Raw genomic sequence first — 18370 nt, 5'->3', positions numbered from 1 at the left:
GGCTGCGAATGAACGCGAAGCCCGTTTCCATCGTCATGGTCGAAGACGACGACGGCCATGCCCGGTTGATCGAGCGGAACATCCGCCGCGCCGGCGTCAACAACGAGATCGTCGCCTTCAGGGACGGCACCTCCGCCCTGGCCTATCTTTTCGGCGCCGACGGGACTGGCGAGGAAAGCAGCGCGCGCTCCCTCCTGATCCTGCTCGACCTCAACCTGCCCGACATGACCGGCGTCGACATCCTGGCGAAGGTAAAGTCGAACACGCATCTCAAGCGTTCGCCGGTGATCGTCCTCACGACGACCGACGACCAGCGCGAGATCAAGCGCTGCTACGATCTCGGCGCCAACGTCTACATCACCAAGCCGGTGAACTACGAAAGCTTCGCCAACGCCATCCAGCAGCTCGGCCTCTTTCTTTCCGTGATGCAGGTCCCGGCCACCGAGTGACGATGGATCAGGTCCGGGTCCTCTATATCGACGACGATGCGGGTATCGGCAGGCTGGTGGAGCGCGCTCTGGCGCCGCACGGCATCGGGATCCGCCACGTCGGGTCGGGCGACGAAGGGCTGGCGCTCCTGGCCACCGAAAAGTTCGACGCCATCGCCCTCGATCACAATCTGACCAATGAGACGGGCCTCGACGTGCTGGCCAAGATCCAGCGCGTCACCGTCGACCTGCCGGTGGTCTACGTGACCGGCTCCGAGGATGCGCGCGTCGCCGTGGCCGCGCTCAAGGCCGGCGCTGCCGACTATGTCTGGAAGGACGTGCAGGGCCACTTCCGCGAGCTGCTCGGCTCGGCCATCCGCTCCTCCCTGCAGCAGCAGCGGCTGAAGGCCGAGGCCGAGGAAGCCCAGCGCACGATCCGCGAGGCCCGCGATCGCGCCGAATTGCTGCTGCACGAGGTCAATCACCGTGTCGCCAACTCGCTGGCACTGGTCGCTTCGCTCGCCCGCCTTCAGGCCAACGCCGTCCAGGACGAATCGGCGCGCAGCGCCCTCTTGGAAATGCAGGCGCGCATCATGGCGGTCGCCGGCATCCACCGGCGCCTCTACACCTCGTCGGACGTCCGCATCGTCGAACTCGGCTCCTACCTGATGAGCCTGATCGACGAACTGAGCGCGGCCATCGACGCCGCCGACAAGAAGAACACCGTGGTCCTGCATGCCGATGCCGACATCCGCGTGCCCACCGACAAGGCCGTGTCGATCGGCGTGATCGTCACCGAACTGCTGACCAACGCCTACAAGTACGCCTATCCCGCCGCGATGCGCGGCGAGATCCGGGTGATTCTCCAGAAGATCGGCGAAGACACCGTCTCGCTCGCGGTGGAGGATGATGGCGTGGGCTGGAAAGGTTCCGGCGCAGCGCAGGGCACCGGCTTGGGAACGCGAGTCGTCACCGCGATGGCCGCCAACCTGCAGTCCAAGCTCGAGTACGACACCGGCGTCGAAGGCACGCGCGCCAGCCTGCGGTTCAGGCTTTAGGACGGCGCTTCGACGCGGCCTGGCGGCCTAGGCCCCCGACTTGCCGGTCGCGTCCTCGATGGCCTTGAGCAGGACGGGCCAGTATTCCTCGCCATGTCCCAGTTCGATGGCGCGCTCCATCACTTCACGCGCCACGTCGGCGCCCAGCGCCGGCACGCCCGCCTGCTCGGCCATGTCGATGGCATAGCTCAGGTCCTTCAGCGCGTATTTGGTCGAGAAGGCACGCTCGGGAAAGGCGCCCGTCAGCAGCGCCTTCATGCCGTGGTTGCGCAGCGCGAAGGAATCGGCCGAGCCCTTGGTCAGCGTCTCGAACAGGACCTTGCCGTCGACGCCGTTGGCACGGGCGATCGACAGGCCTTCGGCCAGCGCCACGACCGTCTGGAACAGGATCATGTTGTTCAGGATCTTGACCGTCTGGCCCGCGCCGACATCGCCGCAATGCGTGACCTCGCTGGCCATGTGGCGCAGCAGCGGGGCGATGCGCTCGAAGGTCGGCACCGTCGCGCCGACCATGATCGAGAGCGTGCCGTCGATCGCGGCCTGCCGCGTGCGCGCGACCGGCGCATCGGCGAAGGCCGAGGCCTTGCCCTGGAACTCCTCGTAGAGCCTGCGCGCCAGGATCGGCGGCGCAGTGCTGAGATCGACCACGGTCCAGCCGAGCTTGGCCTTCGAGGTCAGGCCGCCGGGGCCCATGCAGACTTCCTCGACCTCCTTGCCGCCCGGCAGGGACAGGAAGATCGTGCGGCAGCTTTCCCCGATCTCGTCGACCGACGCCGCCTTCACGCCGTCGGCCGCCAGCCTCTCGAGGGGTGCCTTGTCGCGATCGGCGGCAAGCACGGTCATGCCGCTCTTGCGTGCGAGATTGCGGCACATTGGTTCGCCCATCGTGCCGACGCCGATAAATCCGATCATGTCCGCCATGTCAGTCCACTATGAAGAGTTTGGCGCCGGTTTGCGTACTCGACCGGTGGCCGAGCGTGTTGTCGGCGACCTGGTAACTCTGGCCCTGTTTCAGCTCGACGGTGCTGCCGTCGGCCAGCTCGGTCGACAGCTGGCCCTCGAGCACCAGCAGGATGTGGCCCTTCTGGCACCAGTGATCGGCGAGATAGCCGGGCGTGTACTCGACGATCCGCACGCGGATGTTGTTGAAAGTCCTGGTGCGCCAGAACGCCTTGCCCGTCTCGCCCGGATGTTCGGTACGCTCGACGGATTCCCAATCGGTCTTCCCGAAAGGTATTTCAAACATAAGCATGGTTCGCTCTAGCACATTGACCGGCAACGACAGATAGACGAAAAACACAACATGATCACTGCAAAAACGGCGAAGCGCCGCCAGAACAAGGCCGAGCGCATCGCGCGTGTCGGCAAGCTGGCCCGCGGCAAGTTCATAAGTCCCGACAAGGTGCCCGAGGTGCTGCGCCGGATCATCGAACCTGGCGACATTCTTTGCCTCGAAGGCGACAACCAGAAGCAGGCGGACTTTCTTGCCAACCAGCTCGCCACCCTCGACAAGAAGGATATGCGCGACATCCACCTCGTGATGTCGTGCATCACGCTGCCGGCCCATATCGAGCTCTTCAAGAAGGGCATGATCAAGCAGGTCGACTTCTGTTACGCCGGGCCGCAGGGCACCGCCGTCGCCGATCTCGTGAAGGCGAAGAAGTTCCCGGTCGGCGCCATCCACACCTACAACGAGCTGTACGCGCGCTACTACATTGACCTGACTCCGCGCGTGGCGCTGATCGCCGCCGCCCAGGCCGACCGCAAGGGCAACCTGTTCCTCGCCGCCAACACCGAGGAGACGCCGGCGATCGTCGAGCCGACCGCCTTCTCCGACGGCATCGTCTTCGCGCAGGTCAACGAGATCGTCGACAAGCTGCCGCGCATCGACATTCCGGCCGACCAGGTCGACTTCGTCGTGCAGGCCCCCTACCCGATGCATCTGCAGGCGCTGTTCACGCGCGACCCGGCGGCCATCACCGACGTGCAGGTGCTGATGGCCATGGTGGCGCTGCGCGGCATCTACGAGAAGTACGAGGTACAATCGTTGAACCATGGCGTCGGCTTCAACACCGCCGCCATCGAGCTGCTGCTGCCGACCTATGGCGAGCGGCTCGGCCTCAAGGGCAAGATCTGCAAGTACTGGATGGTCAATCCGCTGCCGACCATGATCCCGGCCATCGAGTCCGGCTGGGTCGAGAGCGTCTTCGCCGTCGGAGGCGAGGTCGGCATGGAGCGCTACACCGCTGCGCGCTCGGACGTTTTCTTCACCGGCCGCGACGGCAGCTTCCACTCCAATCGCGCCATGGGGCAGCTCGCCGGCCACTACGCCATCGACATGTTCATCGGCGCCTCGCTGCAGATCGACATCAACGGCAATTCGTCGACCGTCTCCAAGAACCGCATCACCGGCTTCGGCGGCGCGCCCAACATGGGCTGCCAGCCGACCGGCCGCCGTCATCCCACGAAGGCCTGGCTCAAGGCCGGCGCCGAAGCCAATCCCGGCCCCGGTACCTCGCCCGGCCGCAAGCTCGTCGTGCAGATGGTCGAGACGTTCCAGGCCGGCCGCGTGCCGACCTTCGTCGAGGAACTCGACGCCACGGATCCAAGCATCCGCAAGGCCCTGCACGGCGTCACCCCCGTGATGATCTATGGCGATGACGTCACTCACATCGTCACCGAGGAAGGCATCGCCAACCTCGCGGCCTGCCGCTCGGTCGCCGAACGCCAGGCGGCCATCCGCGCGGTCGCCGGCTACACGCCGGTCGGCCTCAAGCGCAAGAAGCGCGAGACCGAGGAGCTGCGCGCCCGCGGCATCGTCCAACTGCCCGAGGATGTCGGCGTCCGCCCCTCGGAGGCAAGCCGCAGCCTGCTCGCGACCCAGGACATCAAGGGCCTCGTGCGCTGGTCCAACGGGCTCTACGACCCGCCCTCGCAATTCGTCGACTGGTAGGACCGATCAGCATGGAAAAGTTCACCAAGTCTTTCCCGTCCAAGCCACTCGGGACGAAGACCGCCAAGCCATGGTCGCTCGCGGGCGTCGTCGGCTCCGGCAATCTCGAAGTCCTGATGGAGCGTGGCGGCAAGCCCTCCGACGCGATGGAGTGCCACGTCGAGACCTCGATCCCCGGCTACAAGGCTTCATGGCTCGCGGCCCTCGCCGACTTCGCGCACCACTATCCGGCCGGCGGCACCAAGGTCACGATCAACGACCAGGGCGCCCCGCCCGTGCTCGTCACGCTGCGCCTCCGTCAGGCCTACGACCATCTCACCAAGGGCGACAAATGAGCGGCGCACTCTTCCACGAACAGACGGCGCGCCAGCGCATCGCGTCGCTGACGGATGCGGGCTCGTTCAAGGAGCTCCTCCCCCCGCCGGAGCGGCTCACCAGCCCCTACCTCGCCCAGCTCGGTATCCCGGTGTCGTTCGACGACGGCATCGTGATCGGCCATGCCAGGATCGACGGCAGGAAGGTGTACCTCGCCGCCCAGGTCGGCCAGTTCGTCGGCGGCGCCGTGGGCGAGATCCACGGCGCGAAGCTCACCGGCCTGTTCAAGGCGGCGGCGCGCGACAAGGTGCCGTGCATCCTGATCGTGGAGAGCGGCGGCGTGCGGCTGCACGAAGGCTCGTCCGGCGAGATCGCCATCGCCGAGACGATGCGTGCCATCTTCGAATGCCGCGCCCTGAAGGTCCCGACCATTGCCGTCATCGCCACCGATATCGGCGCCTATGGCGGCATCGGCATCCTGTCGACCTGCTGCGACTTCCGCGTCATGACCGAGCATGGCCGCCTCGGCATCTCCGGCCCGATCGTGATCGAGAAATGGATGGGCAAGAAGGCCTATGACTCGGCCAACCGCGCCCTGGTCTGGAAGACGAGCGGCGGCAAGACCAAGTACCTGCTGGGCGATGCCGATGCCCTCGTGCACGACACGTCCGATGCCGTGCGCGACGCCATCGCCAGGTTGCTCGGCAAGTCCAGTCCGGTCAGCCTCGCGTCCGTCAAGGCGCGCCAGAAGGAACTGGAGAAGCGCCTCAAGCGATTCGGAACCACCGAAGACCCGGAAGCCGTCTGGAAGGGCATGGGTGTGCGGAACGTCGAAGCCGCGTCGCTGGCCTCCGGGCCGGAGTTCGCTGCCCTCGCCAAGCGTGGGAAGTAGGTCATGAAGAAGCCGACACCGAAGAAGCCGTCCGCCCGCGCCGTCCTGGCGCGCCTGTTCGGCGCCTCCGCCACGGGCATCGCCATCGAGAAATCCGTTCTGACGGGCTACGCCATGGTCGACGGCCGCAAGGTCTGTGTCATCGGCACCTGCGACGGCACCTACATCGACAACGCAGCCGCGCTGCGCCTGGCCGCGCATGTGATCCAGTGCATCGAACGCCAGCCCAAGACGCCGATCGTCATGCTGGTCGACAGCGCCGGCCAGGAGCCGAACCGCGTCGCCGAGATGCTGGGCCTCGCCAGCTACTTCGGCCATCTCCTGTCGTGCCTCCAACTGGCACGGCGCAAGGGCCACAAGCTCATCACCGTCGCGACCGGCCAGGCCGTTGGCGGCGCCTTCCTCTGCTACGGCATGTTCGCGGACCGCATCTACGCCTTTGACTCGGCCAGCGTCGGCCTGATGCCGATCGCGGCGATGTCGGCGGTGACCAAGATCCCCGCGCCGGTGCTAGAGAAGCTGTCGAAGACCATGCCGTCGCTCGAATTCGGTGCTGCGCCCTTCGCTCTGCTGGGCGGCGTCGAGGAAGTCTGGTCGGAGAAGGATGACGTGCCGGCCAAGCTCGCCGCTGCCATTGCCGCCTCGTCGACCGAGGACAATCGCGCCGAACTCGGCAAGAAGCGCGGCGGCCGAAAGCTCGCCCTCGACATCCGAAAGAAGGTCCTCGCCGAATCGGCGCGATGACCGGGCTCCGGCGCCATACGCTGGTCTGGCTGTCGCAGCCGCCCGAGGCGGAGAGCATGGATGATCGCGCCCGGGCCGCGGCCTGGCACGTGTCTGACCGCCCCTTCATCGTGACGCGCCGCCGCGACGATGGCCGCGATATCGGACTGGGCTTCTGCACCACCGATCCCGCCCATCCCGAACTGCGGCCGCGCCGCGTGGCGGCCCGGACCGATCCCGCTCGTATCCTTCGCCACGCCCGCCCGCCCGGCCTCGCGGAGATCGCGCGCTGTCCCGCCGCGACGGCAAAGGCCGAGTCATTTTCCCGACTCGTCTCGGCGGCAACCCCCGCCGGCCTCGACATCCGCGTCTACGGAAGCTGGATGTGGCAGGCGCTGACCGGCGAGCGCCATGTTCACGAGGCCTCCGATCTCGACGTGGTGATCGACGTCGTCGACCTCAAGGCTGCCGGGCGCGCGGCCGCCTTCCTCGCAGCCGCGGAGCAGGACCTCGCCTTTCGCATCGACGGCGAACTGTCCTTCCCTGGCGCCGGTGAGGTTCAATGGCGCGAACTTCTCCAGGCCAAGGACGAAGTCCTCCTGAAGTCCGTCGACACGCTGAAGCTCGTGCCGCGCTCCCAGATCGGACGATGAGCTTGGACGACGAGGCGATTGCCCGCGCGGCCGTGACGGCGATGCGCGACGAGCTGCAGGCCTATCCCAAGCCCGGCCTCGTCAGTCCCGTCGATTCCGGCGCTCACGCCGACATGGATTTCGACCTGATGTGCCGGTCGGCCGATTCGCTGCTGTTCCCCTTCGTGGCGCTTGCCGCGGCGGGCCGCGCCGGGCGGTCGTTCGACCAGACGCTCGTACCACTCGGCATCGAGGCCGAGCGCGGGATGCTGGCCGTCACTGGCGGCATCAACACCCATCGCGGCGCCATCTTCTCGGTCGGCCTGATCGTCGCCGCCATCGCGCGGGCGCTGGCGCTCTCCGCCGCAATCTCTCCCGCCACCGTTCGCGCGGCGCTGAGAGAGACGTGGGGCGATGCGCTCGACGCTCACGCCGAACGCGACCACGAGGCGAGCCATGGCGGCCTCGTGCGCCGCCGGACCGGCCGCGACGGCGCCCGCCGCGAGGCCGCCCGTGCCTTTCCCAGCGTCTTCGAACTCGGCGTCCCCGCCTATTGCCGTGCCCGGGAGGCCGGCCTCGACGACAACGCCGCCGGCATCCAGACACTCTTTGCCCTGATGGCGTCGATCGACGACACCACGGTGCTCTATCGCGGCGGCCTCGGGGCGGGCTCGTTCGTGCGGCAGTCGGCGGCGGACTTCCTGGCCAACGGCGGCTGCCACCAGCCCGATTGGTTCGAAAAGGCCGAAGCGCTGCACCGCGCCTTCATCGCGCGCAACCTCTCGGCCGGCGGTTGCGCCGACCTGCTGGCCTGCACACTCCTCGTCTCACGCTGCTGCGGGGATTAACGCCGACTTGCCAGCACTTACGGGGCGCGGCGAAACTCTTGATCTTGGGCGGGAAGGCCCAACTCGGGGCGACCACTGTCCAAGCATACGGCATGTTCGTCACTTACACGACGACAAGTGAGCGTTCGACTATGCCACTTCGTCGACGCTCCCTCTTGGCAGATGACGTCGGGCTGCGTCGTTCGGAAGCTCCCCTCGGGACCGAACTGCGCTGTGATGGGGGCACGACAGAAGATCGTTCCAGCGCGAGGACAGCTGATCGTCTGCTCTCTTTCTCCAATGCCATTCTGGTCAAAGCAAATCCGGCCAACTTTGCTCGTGCAGGTCTCTCGAAACGGGTTGCCCTGGTCGCCACGGACAGACGGTGCGTCTTTTCCCAGCTGCCAACACCCCTCCAGAATCCCGAGGTCCTTGTTCGTCCAGCGGTCGGCGGGCAGCGCGGGTCGCGGACTTTCTGACTCCACCGCTTTGCATTGCTGGGACATGCGCTCCAGGTCGCGCTGAAGTGCGGACAACTGATTGATCAACCTGTCGCGGTCGGCCCGCAGCGCTTCAGATGAAGAGCGCAGTAGATTTGTCGGATCGCCGGACGGCGGAACCCTCGGAAGCGCAGCCTCAACCGTGCGGATGTGCATCGAGGCCACGCCCGGCGTCATTGCGCGCAGCAGCCAGGCGGAGATCAATATCGACAGGATGAGCAAGGCGCCAAAGAGCAAGGCTGCCAGCCAGAGACAGGAGACGCCCGGAGGAGGCCGGCGCTTGCTGTTTATCTCTCCTGGTCTCGCGAAGGCCCCCATCGCATACCATGAGCACAACCGGAGTTGCGCGCTCCCTTGTTCCCGCTCAGCCCCAGCCCGCCAGCGCCCGTTCGAGGCTCTCCGGCCCACGGTAGAGGATGGCGCGCCAGCCGGCCATGCGGGCGCCGTCGACGTTGCTGGTCTTGTCGTCGACGAACAGGATCGACTGGGCGACGGTGACGCCCATGCGGGCCTGTGCGTTGGTGTAGAAGACGCGCTCGGGCTTGCAGACGCCCAGGGCCGCCGAATAGACGATCTCGTCGAAATGCGCCCCGAGGCCCATCCGGTCGCGCAGGTAGGCGATGCGATGATGTTCCTGGTTGGTCGCCGCAAAGACCCGGCCGCCGGTGCGCCGACGCCAGGCGTCGGCCTGGGCCAGTACGCCGCGGTCGATGTCGGAATCCTTCTCGAACCAGTAGGCGACGAACTCCTCGAGCCGGTCGGCCAGGCCCTTGGTCTCGAAATACTCGTGCAACGCCACGTAGAGGTCGAGCCGGCCGCGCAGGACCTCCATGAATTCCGGCTTCAGGAAGAATTCGGGCGCCAGCTCCTCGTCATGGCTGAGCCCCCAGTCCTCCTTCAGGGTCGCGTACCAGGGATGAGGCGCGCCCGGCTGGGCGAGGGAAACGACGCCATCGATATCGAGGACGAGGACGGGGCTGGAACTCATGGACCGGCATGCTACAGCACCCGCCGCCCGAAAAGGAAAGTCCGTTGCAGCTCATCGTGCCCGATCTCGCCCATCTCGACGGCTATGCCGATGCGCTCCGCCGCGGTTGGTCGCCGGACAATGTGCGGGTCGACGAGGCGCCGCGCGAGGAACTGGCCCGCATCGAGGCCGATCCGGCGGCGTTCGCGGCCTCTCTCGACGATCCCGAGGCCAAAGCCGGCCCGATCGAGTTGCCCGACGGTACGATGGTCCCGCGGATGCCCGGCTATCGCCGCTGGATGTGGGACGGCGAGTTCTGCGGCTCGATCGGCTTTCGCTGGCAGCCCGGGACGGCTGCACTCCCCTCATACGTTCTCGGCCATATCGGCTACGCCGTGGCGCCGTGGAAGCGGCGGCGCGGCTACGCGACTCTGGCGCTCGGGATGCTCCTCACGGAGGTGCGGCAGCATGGGCTGCCGCATGTCGACCTGACGACGGATCCCGACAACCTGCCTTCTCAGAAGGTCATCACGGCGAACGGCGGTGTCCTCGTCGAGCGCTTCATCAAGGTCGCGGCCCACGGCGGCACCGAGGCGCTGCTCTTCCGCATTCCTCTCTGAGCGTCGGTCGCCTCAGGGTCGGGCGAGGCGCACGACCGTTTCGGCCATTGCAGCCAAGGTGGCCAGGCCCCGCGCCTTCAGCGCCTTGGAGGAATCGCCGCCTCCGATTTCGCCTTCGAGCACCAGGGTGATGAACCCGTGCATGGTCGACCAGGCGAAATCGGCAGCCTGCTGGCGCACCTCGTTCGATGCCTCCGCCAGCACGTCGTCCAGAACGACGGCCAGCAGGCGGCGGAGGCTCGCTGCGCCCTCATCGCCTTCCTTGGGCTCTATGTGATTCGCCTCCCGGCTGAACATCAGCTGGAAGAGCGTGGGATTGGCGGCGGCAAAGGCCATGTAGCCCACGCCCAGACCGACGAGTCGCGCCGCGGGTTCTTCGTCCGCCACCCGTTCCGCTTCGGTCGTCATGGCAGCCTTCAGTTCGGCGAAGCCGCGGCGAATCAGTTCGGCCAGGAGGTCGTCCATCGACGCAAAATGATGGGCGGGTGCCGCATGCGAGACTTCGGCCCGCCGGGCGCACTCGCGCAAGGTGAAGCCGCGAATGCCCTTTTCCTCGACGAGCTTGCGGCCTGACGCCACCAGCGCCTCGCGCAAGTCTCCGTGGTGATAGCCTCGCGCCTTGGAACGGGTCATTCAGCCTCCATCAAGATCGAATACCCCGCAATCTTGACGTTGGAAAGAGGCCAAATTTCGGCTGACGCCCGCTTTGCGGCATGGCTTGATCGCCGCCTGCATGGAGTTGTCATGACATTCGAAACGTGGGCCGCCTTCGCTGCGGCGTCGAGCGTTCTTCTGGTGATCCCCGGCCCGACCGTCCTGCTGGTCGTGTCCTATGCGCTGGGCCAGGGCTGGCGCACCGCGCTGCCCATGGCGATCGGCGTTGCGCTGGGGGACTTCACCGCCATGACGCTCTCGATGCTGGGGTTGGGTGCCCTGCTGGCAACCTCGGCGACGCTGTTCACGGTCCTGAAATGGGTCGGCGCCGCTTACCTGGTCTATCTCGGCATCAAGCTTTGGCGCGCCGGCGGCACGCTCGACGCCGCGCCACGGACCGACACGGTCTCGGCCGCGAAGATGCTGGGCCATGCCTGGCTGGTGACCGCGCTCAACCCGAAGAGCATCACCTTCTTCGTGGCCTTCCTGCCGGCGTTCCTCGATCCAAAGGCGGACTTCCTGACCCAGATGCTCGTGTTCGAGACGACGTTCCTAGTATTGGCCTTCGCCAATGCCTTCGGCTACGCGCTGGTCGCCTCGCGCGCCCGGCGGCTGGCCTCGAACCAGCGCGCCATCGGCGTCGTCAACAAGGTGGGCGGCGGCCTGCTGGTCAGCGCCGGCGTGGCAACCGTCAGCCTGGCCGGCACCCGCAGCTAGGCTTCAGCGCGCCGGTTCGCTGACGAAGGCGATCTTGGAGAGGCCGCCCTTGGAGGCGTCGGCCAGGGTCTCGGAGACGTAGCGGTAGGGCACGGTGGCGTCGGCGCGGAGATAGACTTCCGGCTGCGGCCGCTTGCGGCCGGCCTCGACGAACTTCTCCATCGCCTCCTCCCGCGTCACCCGCTCGCCGCCCCAGAACAGCGAGCCCTGCGCGTCGATCGCGAACTCGATCTTCTCGGGCTTCTGCAGGTCGGCGTTGGCCGTCGCCTTGGGCAGGTCGAGCTTCACCACGTTGGTGAGCAGCGGCGCCGTCACGATGAAGATCACCAGCAGCACCAGCACCACGTCGATCAGCGGCACCATGTTGATCTCGGCCATCGGCTGGGACGAGGTCTTGCGTTCGAAGCTTCCGAATGCCATTGCCCGTCTCCCTCAGGTCACGGCCGCGAGCGGAACGCTGCCCGGCTTGCGGCCGGCCTGCAGCGCACGGCCCATCGACAGGAAGGTCAGCAGCTCGAAGGCGAAGGCGTCGAGCTTGGCCGTCAGCACGCGGTTGGAGCGGGTCAGCCAGTTGTAGCCCATGACCGCCGGCAGGGCGACCGCGAGGCCGATGCCGGTCATGATCAGCGCCTCGCCCACCGGGCCCGCCACCTTGTCGAGCATGCCAGAGCCCGACATGCCGATGGCGACCAGCGCGTGATAGACGCCCCACACCGTGCCGAACAGGCCCACGAACGGCGCCGTGGCCCCGATCGTCGCCAGCATGGTGAGCCCGTTCTCCAGCGAGGTCGTCTCCTCGTCGAGCACCTTCTTGATGGTGCGCGTCAGGAACTCGGTCTCGCTGCCCGCCTCCTCGAGCTTGGCCGCGCCGAACTTCGCGTGATGCGCCTGGGCATGCAGCGAATGCGCCGTGAGATGGCCGAACGGCTCGCGCACGCCGTGGACGCTGAGTTCGTTCTGCACCTGCTCGAGCGAGGTGGCGCTCCAGAAGAAGTTCAGGAACCGGCGGCTGCGCCCCTGGCGGATGACCTGCCCGATCCCCTTGTAGATGATCAGGTACCAGGAGATCGCCGACATCACCGCCAGCACGCCCAGCAGGATCTTCGCGACGATGTCCGCCTGCGCGATGAAATGGCCGAAGCCCAGGGCCGATGTGTCGCCCATGCGATACTCTCCTACTGCAACACGAATTTGATCGGGACGTGGACCCAGACCGCCTGCGCCAGGCCGCCCTCCACATAGGGTCGGAACTGCGCCGCGCGGACGGCGCTCAGCGCCGCCTGGTCGAGATCGGCATGGCCCGAGGAGGACATCAGCGAGACCTGGGCCGGCCGGCCGGTCACGTCGACCAGCACGCGAATCGTCGCCGTGCCCTGCTCGCCCGCCCGCCGCGCCCGCGCCGGATAGGCCGGATTGGGCTGCACCAGCCAGCCGAGCTGCGCGGCCTGCACCGTGCGCGGGCCGGCCGGCGCCGCGGGCGCGGCCTGTTGCGGGCCGGCCTCGACCGGTGCCGCCGGACGCGCCGGCTGCGGCTTCTTCTGCACCGGCTTCGGCTCGGGCGGCTTGGGCTTGGGCTCGACCTTCTCCGGCGGTTTGAACTCGGGCGGCGGCGGCTCGTCCGGCGGCGGCAGCTCGACCTTGGCCAGCGGGAACTCCGGCGGCGGCAGGTCGGGCGGCGGCGGCTCGACGAGGGTCGCCAGCTCCGGCGGCGGCGGCTTCAGCTCGACCGGCGGCGGCGGTTCGGAGTCTTCGATCTCGGGCTGCGCCGGCTCCTCAGCCGACACCATGCGCACTTCCATCGGCGCGATGTCGCCCACCACCAGCTTCACCGGCTCGACCTGCGTCAGCGCCCAGCCTCCTCCCACATGGAAGAAGATCACCAGCGCAAGAATCCCCCGCCGCGCCGCCGTCGACAACGGCTCGCGTGACGGGCCCGGCGGACCGGGCTCCACGAAGGGTGGACTCGAGGACACGGGATTTACCACTGCTTCGCCCCTACAATTGGAGCGGACTGACGGCAAGCGCCACCGTGGTCGCCACGGCGACGGCGAAAATCGTGATACCGACCGCGCGCTTGCGGTGACTTTCCCACCACAGGATGACGCCGCTGATCGACAGGAAGATCATGCTGCCGGCCAGCGTATCGATCAACAGGATCCACGGCACCGGCATGGTCGTGCCCTTGTGCAGGTTGGTCAGGGTGGCGACGAACCCGTTCTGCGTCGTGCGCACCGAGAGCGACTTGTTGCCGACCCAGTATTCCGCCTGGACCACGTGGTTGGGGCCGCCGAAGTTCAGCATCCAGCGCTCGGGTTGTTGCAGGGGGCGGGCATTGCCATCCCCGCCCCTTTCGCCCCACGGCACCGGCCGGGCGCGCTCGACGCGGACGTTATTGGGGCCGCGATCCAGTTTGAGGGTCTGCTGCAGCCAGGCACCCATCGCCTCGACGTTCTGCGGCCGTGGGTCGGGCAGCTCGAGTTGGGCGTTGATCTGCTGCTGGTCGGGCAAGGAGAGCTTCATGGTGCTGCGGTGATTGAGCCAGATGCCGCTGAACCCGAACAGGAGACCGAGCAACGCACCCCACAGACCGAACCATCCATGCGTCTTGCGCACCCAGCGCACGAACGTCAGTCGACGATTGACCTTGCCGGCCTTCCCCGCCACGGCGGCTGTGACGGACATCAGGTCTCGCTCCATTGGCGCACGAGATTGTGGTAGCAGCCGATCAGCGACCGCCGCGCCGCCTCGTCCGCATTGGTTTCGTTCAGGCGCTGAATGGCGTTGTCCATGTCATGCAGAAGCGACCTCTGCATGTCGTCGCGGATCAGGCTCTGCGTCCAGAAGAAGCAGGCCATCCGCACGCCGCGGGTGATCGGCGCCACGGAGTGCAGGCTGGTCGCGGGATAGACGACCATGTCACCGGCCGCCAGCTTGACGCTGTGCTGGCCGTATGTGTCCTCGATCAGCAGTTCGCCGCCGTCATAGTCCTCCGGATTGGTGAGGAAAAGTGTCGCCGACACGTCGGTTCGCAGCTTGCGACCGTTGTGGGGGTTGATGCGCACGCTGCCGTCGACATGCGCACCGAACTTCATGCCTTCGCCGTAGCGGTTGAACATCGGCGGGTAGATCTCGTTCGGCAGGACGGCGCTGATGAAGATCGGATGGACCTCCAGCGCCGCGCCGACGATGCGCTGGCACGCGATCGCGGTTTCAGACCTCTCGTCGATCTGTTGGTTGAACTTCACGGGCGCCCCCTGGTAGCCGGCGGTCACGCGACCGTCGACCCAGGCGTTGGAGCGCTCGAGACGCTCGCGCAGGCTGACGAGCTGCGCGGCGTTGAGGACTTGGGGAACACAGACCAGCATGACGGGCGGCGGCTTCCGTCATCACAGGCGGTAGTTGAGCGTGATCATGCCGGTGGTACCGGCACCCATGACCGCGCGACCGCCGTCCGACGCGATGACACCGTCGTAGTAGATCGAGTTGAACAGGTTGTAGACGTTCAGCCGCACGTCATAGGTGGGCTGCTTGTAGGCGGCCGTGAGATCGAAGCGGGTATAGGCCGGCACGACCACCGTGTTTGTGTTGTTGGCGTAGCGCTGGCCGACGTAGAACAGGCCGCCGCCGATCTCGTACGTCTCCTTGATCGTGTAGGTCGTCCAGAGGTTCGCCGAGTCGGTCGGCGTGTTGAGCGGCACCTTGCCCGTCGTGTTGCCGATGCCGTTCTGGTAGCTCAATCCCTGCAGGATGACGCCGTTCAAGTAGGCGTAGCCGCCGAACACCTGCCATTCCGGCGTGATGCGGCCGGCGAAGCCGACGCGGCCGCCGCTCACCTGCACGTTGCCGCTCGGCGTATAGGTGCCGTCCGGGTTGGCCGTGCGCGCATTGTTCTTGACGATCGAGAATACGGCGGCGTTGAGCGACAGGTTGGCATTCAGCAGCTCGTATTTGACGCCCGCTTCCACGCCCTTGTTGTTCTCGGGCGGCAGGTACGATCCGCCGGTCGTCGAGGTGAGCTGCTCGAGCGACGGATTGAACGAGGTGCTGTAGGAGACGTAGTAGGATTGCGCCGGTGTCGGTTCGTAGATCACGCCGGCTCGAACGCTGAGGAAGCTGTCCGGCTGATACTGGTACGGGACCGCCGTGCTGCCGGCCGTGTTTCCGCTGTTGATCGAATTGCTGATCGACGCAGCGTAATAGTCCCAGCGCAGGCCGCCGACGAGCTTCACCTGCGGCAGCAGCTGGATCGTGTCGTTGAAGTAGAAACCGGCGCCCCAGGCTTGCGAGGAGGCATAGTTGCCAAGCGTTGTTGCAACGTTACCGGGCGTGCTGGCGCCGACCGTATAGCCTGCGGGGGTGCAGCCGACGGATCCGGTCGGGAGCGCCACGCCGTTGCACGTGCCGGTGCGGCTGAACGCCTGGTTGGTATAGGATTCGTAATTGATATCGATGCCCATCAGCAGCGTGTGTCCGACGCTTCCCGTGTTGAACTTGGCCGTGAGTTCGGTCTGGTTCTCGACCGTCATATCGTTGATGTTTCGGTCGCGGCTGAGCTGGCGGATCCAGAGATTTCCGAGCGGTGCCGCACTGTAGTAGACGTTGTTCGGCCCCTGCTGTGCGCCGACGAAGCCACCATTGGAACCGATGGTTCCAACGAAGCCGCCGGACGTTTCACGAACGGCGGTGTTCACCCACACGAACTCCGTCTGGTTTCGAAGGTTGAGGTCCGGCGAAAACTTGTGCTCGATCAAACTCTGGAGGTTGACCACGTCCTGTTCGGTGTAATCGTCGCTGAAGCCCCACGCCGTGTTGCGCGGCGCATTCAGGGGATAGCCGTTCAGATTGGGCACGCCGTAATTCACCTGATCCTTGCGGTGCATCAAGTAGGCACTCAGCGTGACCTCGGTCGGCGTGCCGATGCCGAGCTTGACCGTCGGCGCGAGGCCGAAATCGAGCACATTGGTCTGGTCGACCGTCGAGGCCTTGCCGACCTGGAACATCGCCGACACGCGGGCCGCGTTGTTCTCGCCGAACGGCGTGTTCACGTCGGCCGTGCTGCGCACGAGCCCATTCGTCGTCGCCTGGACACCGACTTCGGTCGCCTGCTTTAGCTGCGGCTTCTTGGTCACCTGGTTGATGACGCCGCCGGTCGAGCCGCGGCCGAACAGCATGGAGGACGGGCCCATCAGCACCTCGACCTGCTCCAGCGCGAACACGTCGCGATAGTACTGGCCGCGGTCGCGCATGCCGTCGAGATAGATGTCGGTGCGGGCGGAAAAGCCGTTGATGTTGATGTTGGTGCCGATGTTGCCGCCTTCGGCCGAACCGATGGTGACGCCCGGCGCGTTGCGGACGGCGTCCTCCAGCCGGGTGACGCCCTGCGACTGCATCAGGGCCCGGTTGATGACGACCACCGACTGCGGCACGTCCATCAGGTTGGCGGCGCCCAGCCGGTTGATCGAGGCGCGGGTCGTCTGGAAGTCCTCGCTGGGACGGCTCCCGGTGACCGTCACGGTCTGCATCGTCGCCGGGGCGGCGGACGGAGCGGCGGGCTGGTTCTCGGTGGAAGGGCTGGCTGGCGCGGGGGCTGGCGTCTGGGCGGGGTCCTGCTGGGCCATGGCGGACGGAGCCACGAGCAACCCAACCAATGCCGTCTTAACCGGTACGCGCTTTGCCATGACTTCTCCCCAGAAGCTTACTCGTCTCCCCTCAAGTGAGGAGAATGCGAGTTATTATCATGGAAGAAAAACGGCACTGAGAATGAATCGCACGCATTCGCGGGAAGCAGCCTTGCATAAACAAGACACCCGGGCTGCATTTCTCAGGAAGGACGCGTTGCCGGACCGTTGATCCCCCGCCCTTGCGGAGGCCTACCGCCTGCGAGTTCAAGCGCCACTGCCGAAAACGAAAGGTCCCTCACTCCGTTCGGGATGAAAATTTTCTGGGATTGGCGCGCTGCGTCGATGCAGAAAACGCTGTCATCCCAAACGCAGTGAGGGACCTTGCCTCGCATGCGATAGCTCTGCAGCCTGCCGGAGCCTCAGTCACCCGCCCTCCCGGCAGCCATATTGGCAGGCCGTTCGAGGCACCCGAGCGAGACCAGGGTCGATGCCACCGCCTCCTCCAGAACGGTCCGGGGCTCGGCGCCAAGGGTCGCTTCAAGCTTCGCATTGCACAGTCGGATTGGCTGCTCCCACAGGTATCTCATCTCCATGAGTTCTCTCAGGAAAGGCACGAAAGGCGCAGCGAGCCGCATCGGGAGCCATGCCAACCGCCGGACGGCAAGCTCGGGCCTTCCCAATGCACGGCGAATGGCATCCGTCATCCGCGTGCCATCAGGGTCCCAGTGTCCCTCCATGTGGAAGGTCGCAAAGGGATCGAGCCCGTCTTTCACGAGCAGCCGGAACATCGTCTCTGCAACGTCGGGCAGAAAGGCCCACTGATGGCCGACACCGAGCCGGCCAGGATAGGTGATCGTCCGCGGCCGCCGGCCAGGCTTGACCAGCCCCTGACTGAACCAGTTATTGGCGGCCCCGGGTCCGAAGAAATCCCCGGCGCGGACGATCAGCACCCTCGCCCTGCCCCGCTCGGCGGCTCGCCGCAGCCGCCGTTCCATCTCCACGCGGATCCGTCCCTTGCGGGTGTGCGCGTTCTGCGGCGCGTCCTCTGCAATGTTGGGAAAGGCGTCGGGGCCATAATTGTAAACGGTGCCCGGCAGCAGAATGAGCGCGCCGTTCGCCTCGGCGGCCGCAACGCTGTTGTCGAGCATCGGCAGCACCAGTTTGTCCCAGTCGCGGTAGCCAGGCGGATTGACCGCATGCACGATCAGCGACGCTCCCCGCGCGGCCGCCGCCACGTCGGCTGCGGCGAGGGCATCCCCTCTGATCCACTCAAATCGCGCGTCCGCGCCGGCGCGGGCCGGATCGCGGTGCAGCGCCCGGACACGCCAGCCACCGGCCAGGAGACGCGCGGCCATCTCGCTGCCGATACCGCCGGTCGCCCCCAGCACCAAGGCCGTCCTGCTTTCCATGTCAGCTCCTTCGTTCGACAGGGTGCAGGATCGGGCGTTCGACAGATCAACGAA

Annotated in this window: 21 protein-coding genes; 10 read left to right on the top strand and 11 right to left on the bottom strand. The window is 66.4% G+C overall.

Translation table 11 applies throughout. The features are described 5' to 3' along the window. The first annotated feature begins 8 nt into the window (after positions 1 to 8). A complete protein-coding gene (locus ACP15H_RS09045) occupies positions 9 to 449 on the top strand; it encodes a response regulator (protein WP_425065866.1) in 441 nt (146 codons plus the stop codon). A 2-nt stretch (positions 450 to 451) separates the two neighbouring features. Next, positions 452 to 1486 carry a sensor histidine kinase gene (locus ACP15H_RS09040; RefSeq protein ID WP_425065865.1) on the top strand — a complete coding sequence of 345 codons (1035 nt, stop codon included), beginning with the start codon at positions 452 to 454 and terminating at the stop codon, positions 1484 to 1486. A 27-nt stretch (positions 1487 to 1513) separates the two neighbouring features. Here the strand turns inward: ACP15H_RS09040 and ACP15H_RS09035 are convergent, their stop codons facing one another. Further along, a complete protein-coding gene (locus ACP15H_RS09035) occupies positions 1514 to 2407 on the bottom strand; it encodes an NAD(P)-dependent oxidoreductase (RefSeq protein ID WP_425065864.1) in 894 nt (297 codons plus the stop codon). Between the two features lies 1 nt (position 2408). Then, on the bottom strand, positions 2409 to 2738 hold the full coding sequence (locus tag ACP15H_RS09030; RefSeq protein ID WP_425065863.1) for a DHCW motif cupin fold protein: 330 nt from the start codon (positions 2736 to 2738) through the stop codon (positions 2409 to 2411). A 51-nt stretch (positions 2739 to 2789) separates the two neighbouring features. On the opposite strand from ACP15H_RS09030, the gene mdcA reads away from it, so the two are divergent. The 6 genes from mdcA to mdcB are packed head-to-tail and all read left to right on the top strand — an operon-like array spanning position 2790 to position 7849. Then, complete coding sequence (gene mdcA / locus ACP15H_RS09025; RefSeq protein ID WP_425065862.1) at positions 2790 to 4439, top strand: malonate decarboxylase subunit alpha; 1650 nt, start codon at positions 2790 to 2792, stop codon at positions 4437 to 4439. 11 nt (positions 4440 to 4450) lie between these two features. Further along, complete coding sequence (gene mdcC / locus ACP15H_RS09020) at positions 4451 to 4774, top strand: malonate decarboxylase acyl carrier protein (RefSeq protein WP_425065861.1); 324 nt, start codon at positions 4451 to 4453, stop codon at positions 4772 to 4774. Continuing rightward, positions 4771 to 5646, top strand: a complete 876-nt coding sequence (locus ACP15H_RS09015; RefSeq protein ID WP_425065860.1) for a biotin-independent malonate decarboxylase subunit beta — start codon at positions 4771 to 4773, stop codon at positions 5644 to 5646. The genes mdcC and ACP15H_RS09015 overlap by 4 nt, the downstream gene beginning before the upstream one ends. A gap of 3 nt (positions 5647 to 5649) precedes the next feature. After that, positions 5650 to 6390 carry a biotin-independent malonate decarboxylase subunit gamma gene (locus ACP15H_RS09010; RefSeq protein WP_425065859.1) on the top strand — a complete coding sequence of 247 codons (741 nt, stop codon included), beginning with the start codon at positions 5650 to 5652 and terminating at the stop codon, positions 6388 to 6390. Beyond that, positions 6387 to 7022 (top strand): malonate decarboxylase holo-[acyl-carrier-protein] synthase, encoded by a 636-nt coding sequence (gene mdcG, locus ACP15H_RS09005; protein WP_425065858.1) that lies wholly within the window; start codon positions 6387 to 6389, stop codon positions 7020 to 7022. Before ACP15H_RS09010 ends, mdcG begins: the two co-directional genes overlap by 4 nt. Continuing rightward, complete coding sequence (gene mdcB, locus ACP15H_RS09000; RefSeq protein WP_425065857.1) at positions 7019 to 7849, top strand: triphosphoribosyl-dephospho-CoA synthase MdcB; 831 nt, start codon at positions 7019 to 7021, stop codon at positions 7847 to 7849. The genes mdcG and mdcB overlap by 4 nt, the downstream gene beginning before the upstream one ends. An 843-nt stretch (positions 7850 to 8692) precedes the next feature. Here the strand turns inward: mdcB and ACP15H_RS08995 are convergent. After that, positions 8693 to 9316 (bottom strand): HAD-IA family hydrolase, encoded by a 624-nt coding sequence (locus ACP15H_RS08995; protein WP_425065856.1) that lies wholly within the window; start codon positions 9314 to 9316, stop codon positions 8693 to 8695. A gap of 44 nt (positions 9317 to 9360) precedes the next feature. Here ACP15H_RS08995 and ACP15H_RS08990 point away from each other — a divergent pair, with 44 nt between their 5' ends. Next, positions 9361 to 9915: a GNAT family N-acetyltransferase gene (locus tag ACP15H_RS08990; protein WP_425065855.1), complete on the top strand. Its 555-nt coding sequence runs from the start codon at positions 9361 to 9363 to the stop codon at positions 9913 to 9915. A 12-nt stretch (positions 9916 to 9927) separates the two neighbouring features. On the opposite strand, the gene ACP15H_RS08985 is transcribed toward ACP15H_RS08990, so the two are convergent. Further along, a complete protein-coding gene (locus ACP15H_RS08985; RefSeq protein ID WP_425065854.1) occupies positions 9928 to 10548 on the bottom strand; it encodes a TetR/AcrR family transcriptional regulator in 621 nt (206 codons plus the stop codon). A 111-nt stretch (positions 10549 to 10659) separates the two neighbouring features. Between ACP15H_RS08985 and ACP15H_RS08980 the strand changes: the two genes are divergently transcribed. Further along, a complete protein-coding gene (locus tag ACP15H_RS08980; RefSeq protein WP_425065853.1) occupies positions 10660 to 11286 on the top strand; it encodes a LysE family translocator in 627 nt (208 codons plus the stop codon). Positions 11287 to 11289: 3 nt separating this feature from the next. On the opposite strand, the gene ACP15H_RS08975 is transcribed toward ACP15H_RS08980, so the two are convergent. The 7 genes from ACP15H_RS08975 to ACP15H_RS08945 form a co-directional block, all read right to left on the bottom strand. Next, complete coding sequence (locus ACP15H_RS08975; RefSeq protein WP_422012007.1) at positions 11290 to 11706, bottom strand: ExbD/TolR family protein; 417 nt, start codon at positions 11704 to 11706, stop codon at positions 11290 to 11292. A 12-nt stretch (positions 11707 to 11718) separates the two neighbouring features. Continuing rightward, positions 11719 to 12450: a MotA/TolQ/ExbB proton channel family protein gene (locus ACP15H_RS08970; protein WP_425065852.1), complete on the bottom strand. Its 732-nt coding sequence runs from the start codon at positions 12448 to 12450 to the stop codon at positions 11719 to 11721. Between the two features lie 11 nt (positions 12451 to 12461). Next, positions 12462 to 13238: an energy transducer TonB gene (locus tag ACP15H_RS08965; protein WP_425065851.1), complete on the bottom strand. Its 777-nt coding sequence runs from the start codon at positions 13236 to 13238 to the stop codon at positions 12462 to 12464. Between the two features lie 43 nt (positions 13239 to 13281). After that, positions 13282 to 13968: a PepSY-associated TM helix domain-containing protein gene (locus ACP15H_RS08960; RefSeq protein ID WP_425065850.1), complete on the bottom strand. Its 687-nt coding sequence runs from the start codon at positions 13966 to 13968 to the stop codon at positions 13282 to 13284. Beyond that, a complete protein-coding gene (locus ACP15H_RS08955; protein WP_425065849.1) occupies positions 13968 to 14651 on the bottom strand; it encodes a Fe2+-dependent dioxygenase in 684 nt (227 codons plus the stop codon). The genes ACP15H_RS08960 and ACP15H_RS08955 overlap by 1 nt, the downstream gene beginning before the upstream one ends. A gap of 21 nt (positions 14652 to 14672) precedes the next feature. Then, positions 14673 to 16964 (bottom strand): TonB-dependent receptor, encoded by a 2292-nt coding sequence (locus tag ACP15H_RS08950; protein ID WP_425065848.1) that lies wholly within the window; start codon positions 16962 to 16964, stop codon positions 14673 to 14675. Between the two features lie 362 nt (positions 16965 to 17326). Next, positions 17327 to 18316 (bottom strand): NAD-dependent epimerase/dehydratase family protein, encoded by a 990-nt coding sequence (locus ACP15H_RS08945; RefSeq protein ID WP_425065847.1) that lies wholly within the window; start codon positions 18314 to 18316, stop codon positions 17327 to 17329. Positions 18317 to 18370 lie beyond the last annotated feature (54 nt).

The organism is Reyranella sp. (genome assembly GCF_965249915.1).
In the GTDB taxonomy this organism is placed as follows: domain Bacteria; phylum Pseudomonadota; class Alphaproteobacteria; order Reyranellales; family Reyranellaceae; genus Reyranella.
The sequence above is the reverse complement of the archived record's forward strand: the minus strand, read 5'-3'. Positions and strand labels throughout refer to the sequence as shown.

What these genes read in the sequence shown, in the direction of transcription:
- ACP15H_RS08985 (WP_425065854.1), bottom strand. Translation starts at nt 10,548, where the DNA reads ATGACCCGTTCCAAGGCGCGAGGCTATCACCACGGAGACTTGCGCGAG.
- ACP15H_RS09040 (WP_425065865.1), top strand. Translation starts at nt 452, where the DNA reads ATGGATCAGGTCCGGGTCCTCTATATCGACGACGATGCGGGTATCGGC.
- ACP15H_RS08970 (WP_425065852.1), bottom strand. Translation starts at nt 12,450, where the DNA reads ATGGGCGACACATCGGCCCTGGGCTTCGGCCATTTCATCGCGCAGGCG.
- ACP15H_RS09045 (WP_425065866.1), top strand. Translation starts at nt 9, where the DNA reads ATGAACGCGAAGCCCGTTTCCATCGTCATGGTCGAAGACGACGACGGC.
- ACP15H_RS08945 (WP_425065847.1), bottom strand. Translation starts at nt 18,316, where the DNA reads ATGGAAAGCAGGACGGCCTTGGTGCTGGGGGCGACCGGCGGTATCGGC.
- ACP15H_RS08955 (WP_425065849.1), bottom strand. Translation starts at nt 14,651, where the DNA reads ATGCTGGTCTGTGTTCCCCAAGTCCTCAACGCCGCGCAGCTCGTCAGC.
- ACP15H_RS08980 (WP_425065853.1), top strand. Translation starts at nt 10,660, where the DNA reads ATGACATTCGAAACGTGGGCCGCCTTCGCTGCGGCGTCGAGCGTTCTT.
- ACP15H_RS09010 (WP_425065859.1), top strand. Translation starts at nt 5,650, where the DNA reads ATGAAGAAGCCGACACCGAAGAAGCCGTCCGCCCGCGCCGTCCTGGCG.
- ACP15H_RS08975 (WP_422012007.1), bottom strand. Translation starts at nt 11,706, where the DNA reads ATGGCATTCGGAAGCTTCGAACGCAAGACCTCGTCCCAGCCGATGGCC.
- ACP15H_RS08950 (WP_425065848.1), bottom strand. Translation starts at nt 16,964, where the DNA reads ATGGCAAAGCGCGTACCGGTTAAGACGGCATTGGTTGGGTTGCTCGTG.
- ACP15H_RS09015 (WP_425065860.1), top strand. Translation starts at nt 4,771, where the DNA reads ATGAGCGGCGCACTCTTCCACGAACAGACGGCGCGCCAGCGCATCGCG.
- mdcC (WP_425065861.1), top strand. Translation starts at nt 4,451, where the DNA reads ATGGAAAAGTTCACCAAGTCTTTCCCGTCCAAGCCACTCGGGACGAAG.
- ACP15H_RS09035 (WP_425065864.1), bottom strand. Translation starts at nt 2,407, where the DNA reads ATGGCGGACATGATCGGATTTATCGGCGTCGGCACGATGGGCGAACCA.
- mdcA (WP_425065862.1), top strand. Translation starts at nt 2,790, where the DNA reads ATGATCACTGCAAAAACGGCGAAGCGCCGCCAGAACAAGGCCGAGCGC.
- ACP15H_RS09030 (WP_425065863.1), bottom strand. Translation starts at nt 2,738, where the DNA reads ATGCTTATGTTTGAAATACCTTTCGGGAAGACCGATTGGGAATCCGTC.
- ACP15H_RS08960 (WP_425065850.1), bottom strand. Translation starts at nt 13,968, where the DNA reads ATGTCCGTCACAGCCGCCGTGGCGGGGAAGGCCGGCAAGGTCAATCGT.
- ACP15H_RS08995 (WP_425065856.1), bottom strand. Translation starts at nt 9,316, where the DNA reads ATGAGTTCCAGCCCCGTCCTCGTCCTCGATATCGATGGCGTCGTTTCC.
- mdcB (WP_425065857.1), top strand. Translation starts at nt 7,019, where the DNA reads ATGAGCTTGGACGACGAGGCGATTGCCCGCGCGGCCGTGACGGCGATG.
- mdcG (WP_425065858.1), top strand. Translation starts at nt 6,387, where the DNA reads ATGACCGGGCTCCGGCGCCATACGCTGGTCTGGCTGTCGCAGCCGCCC.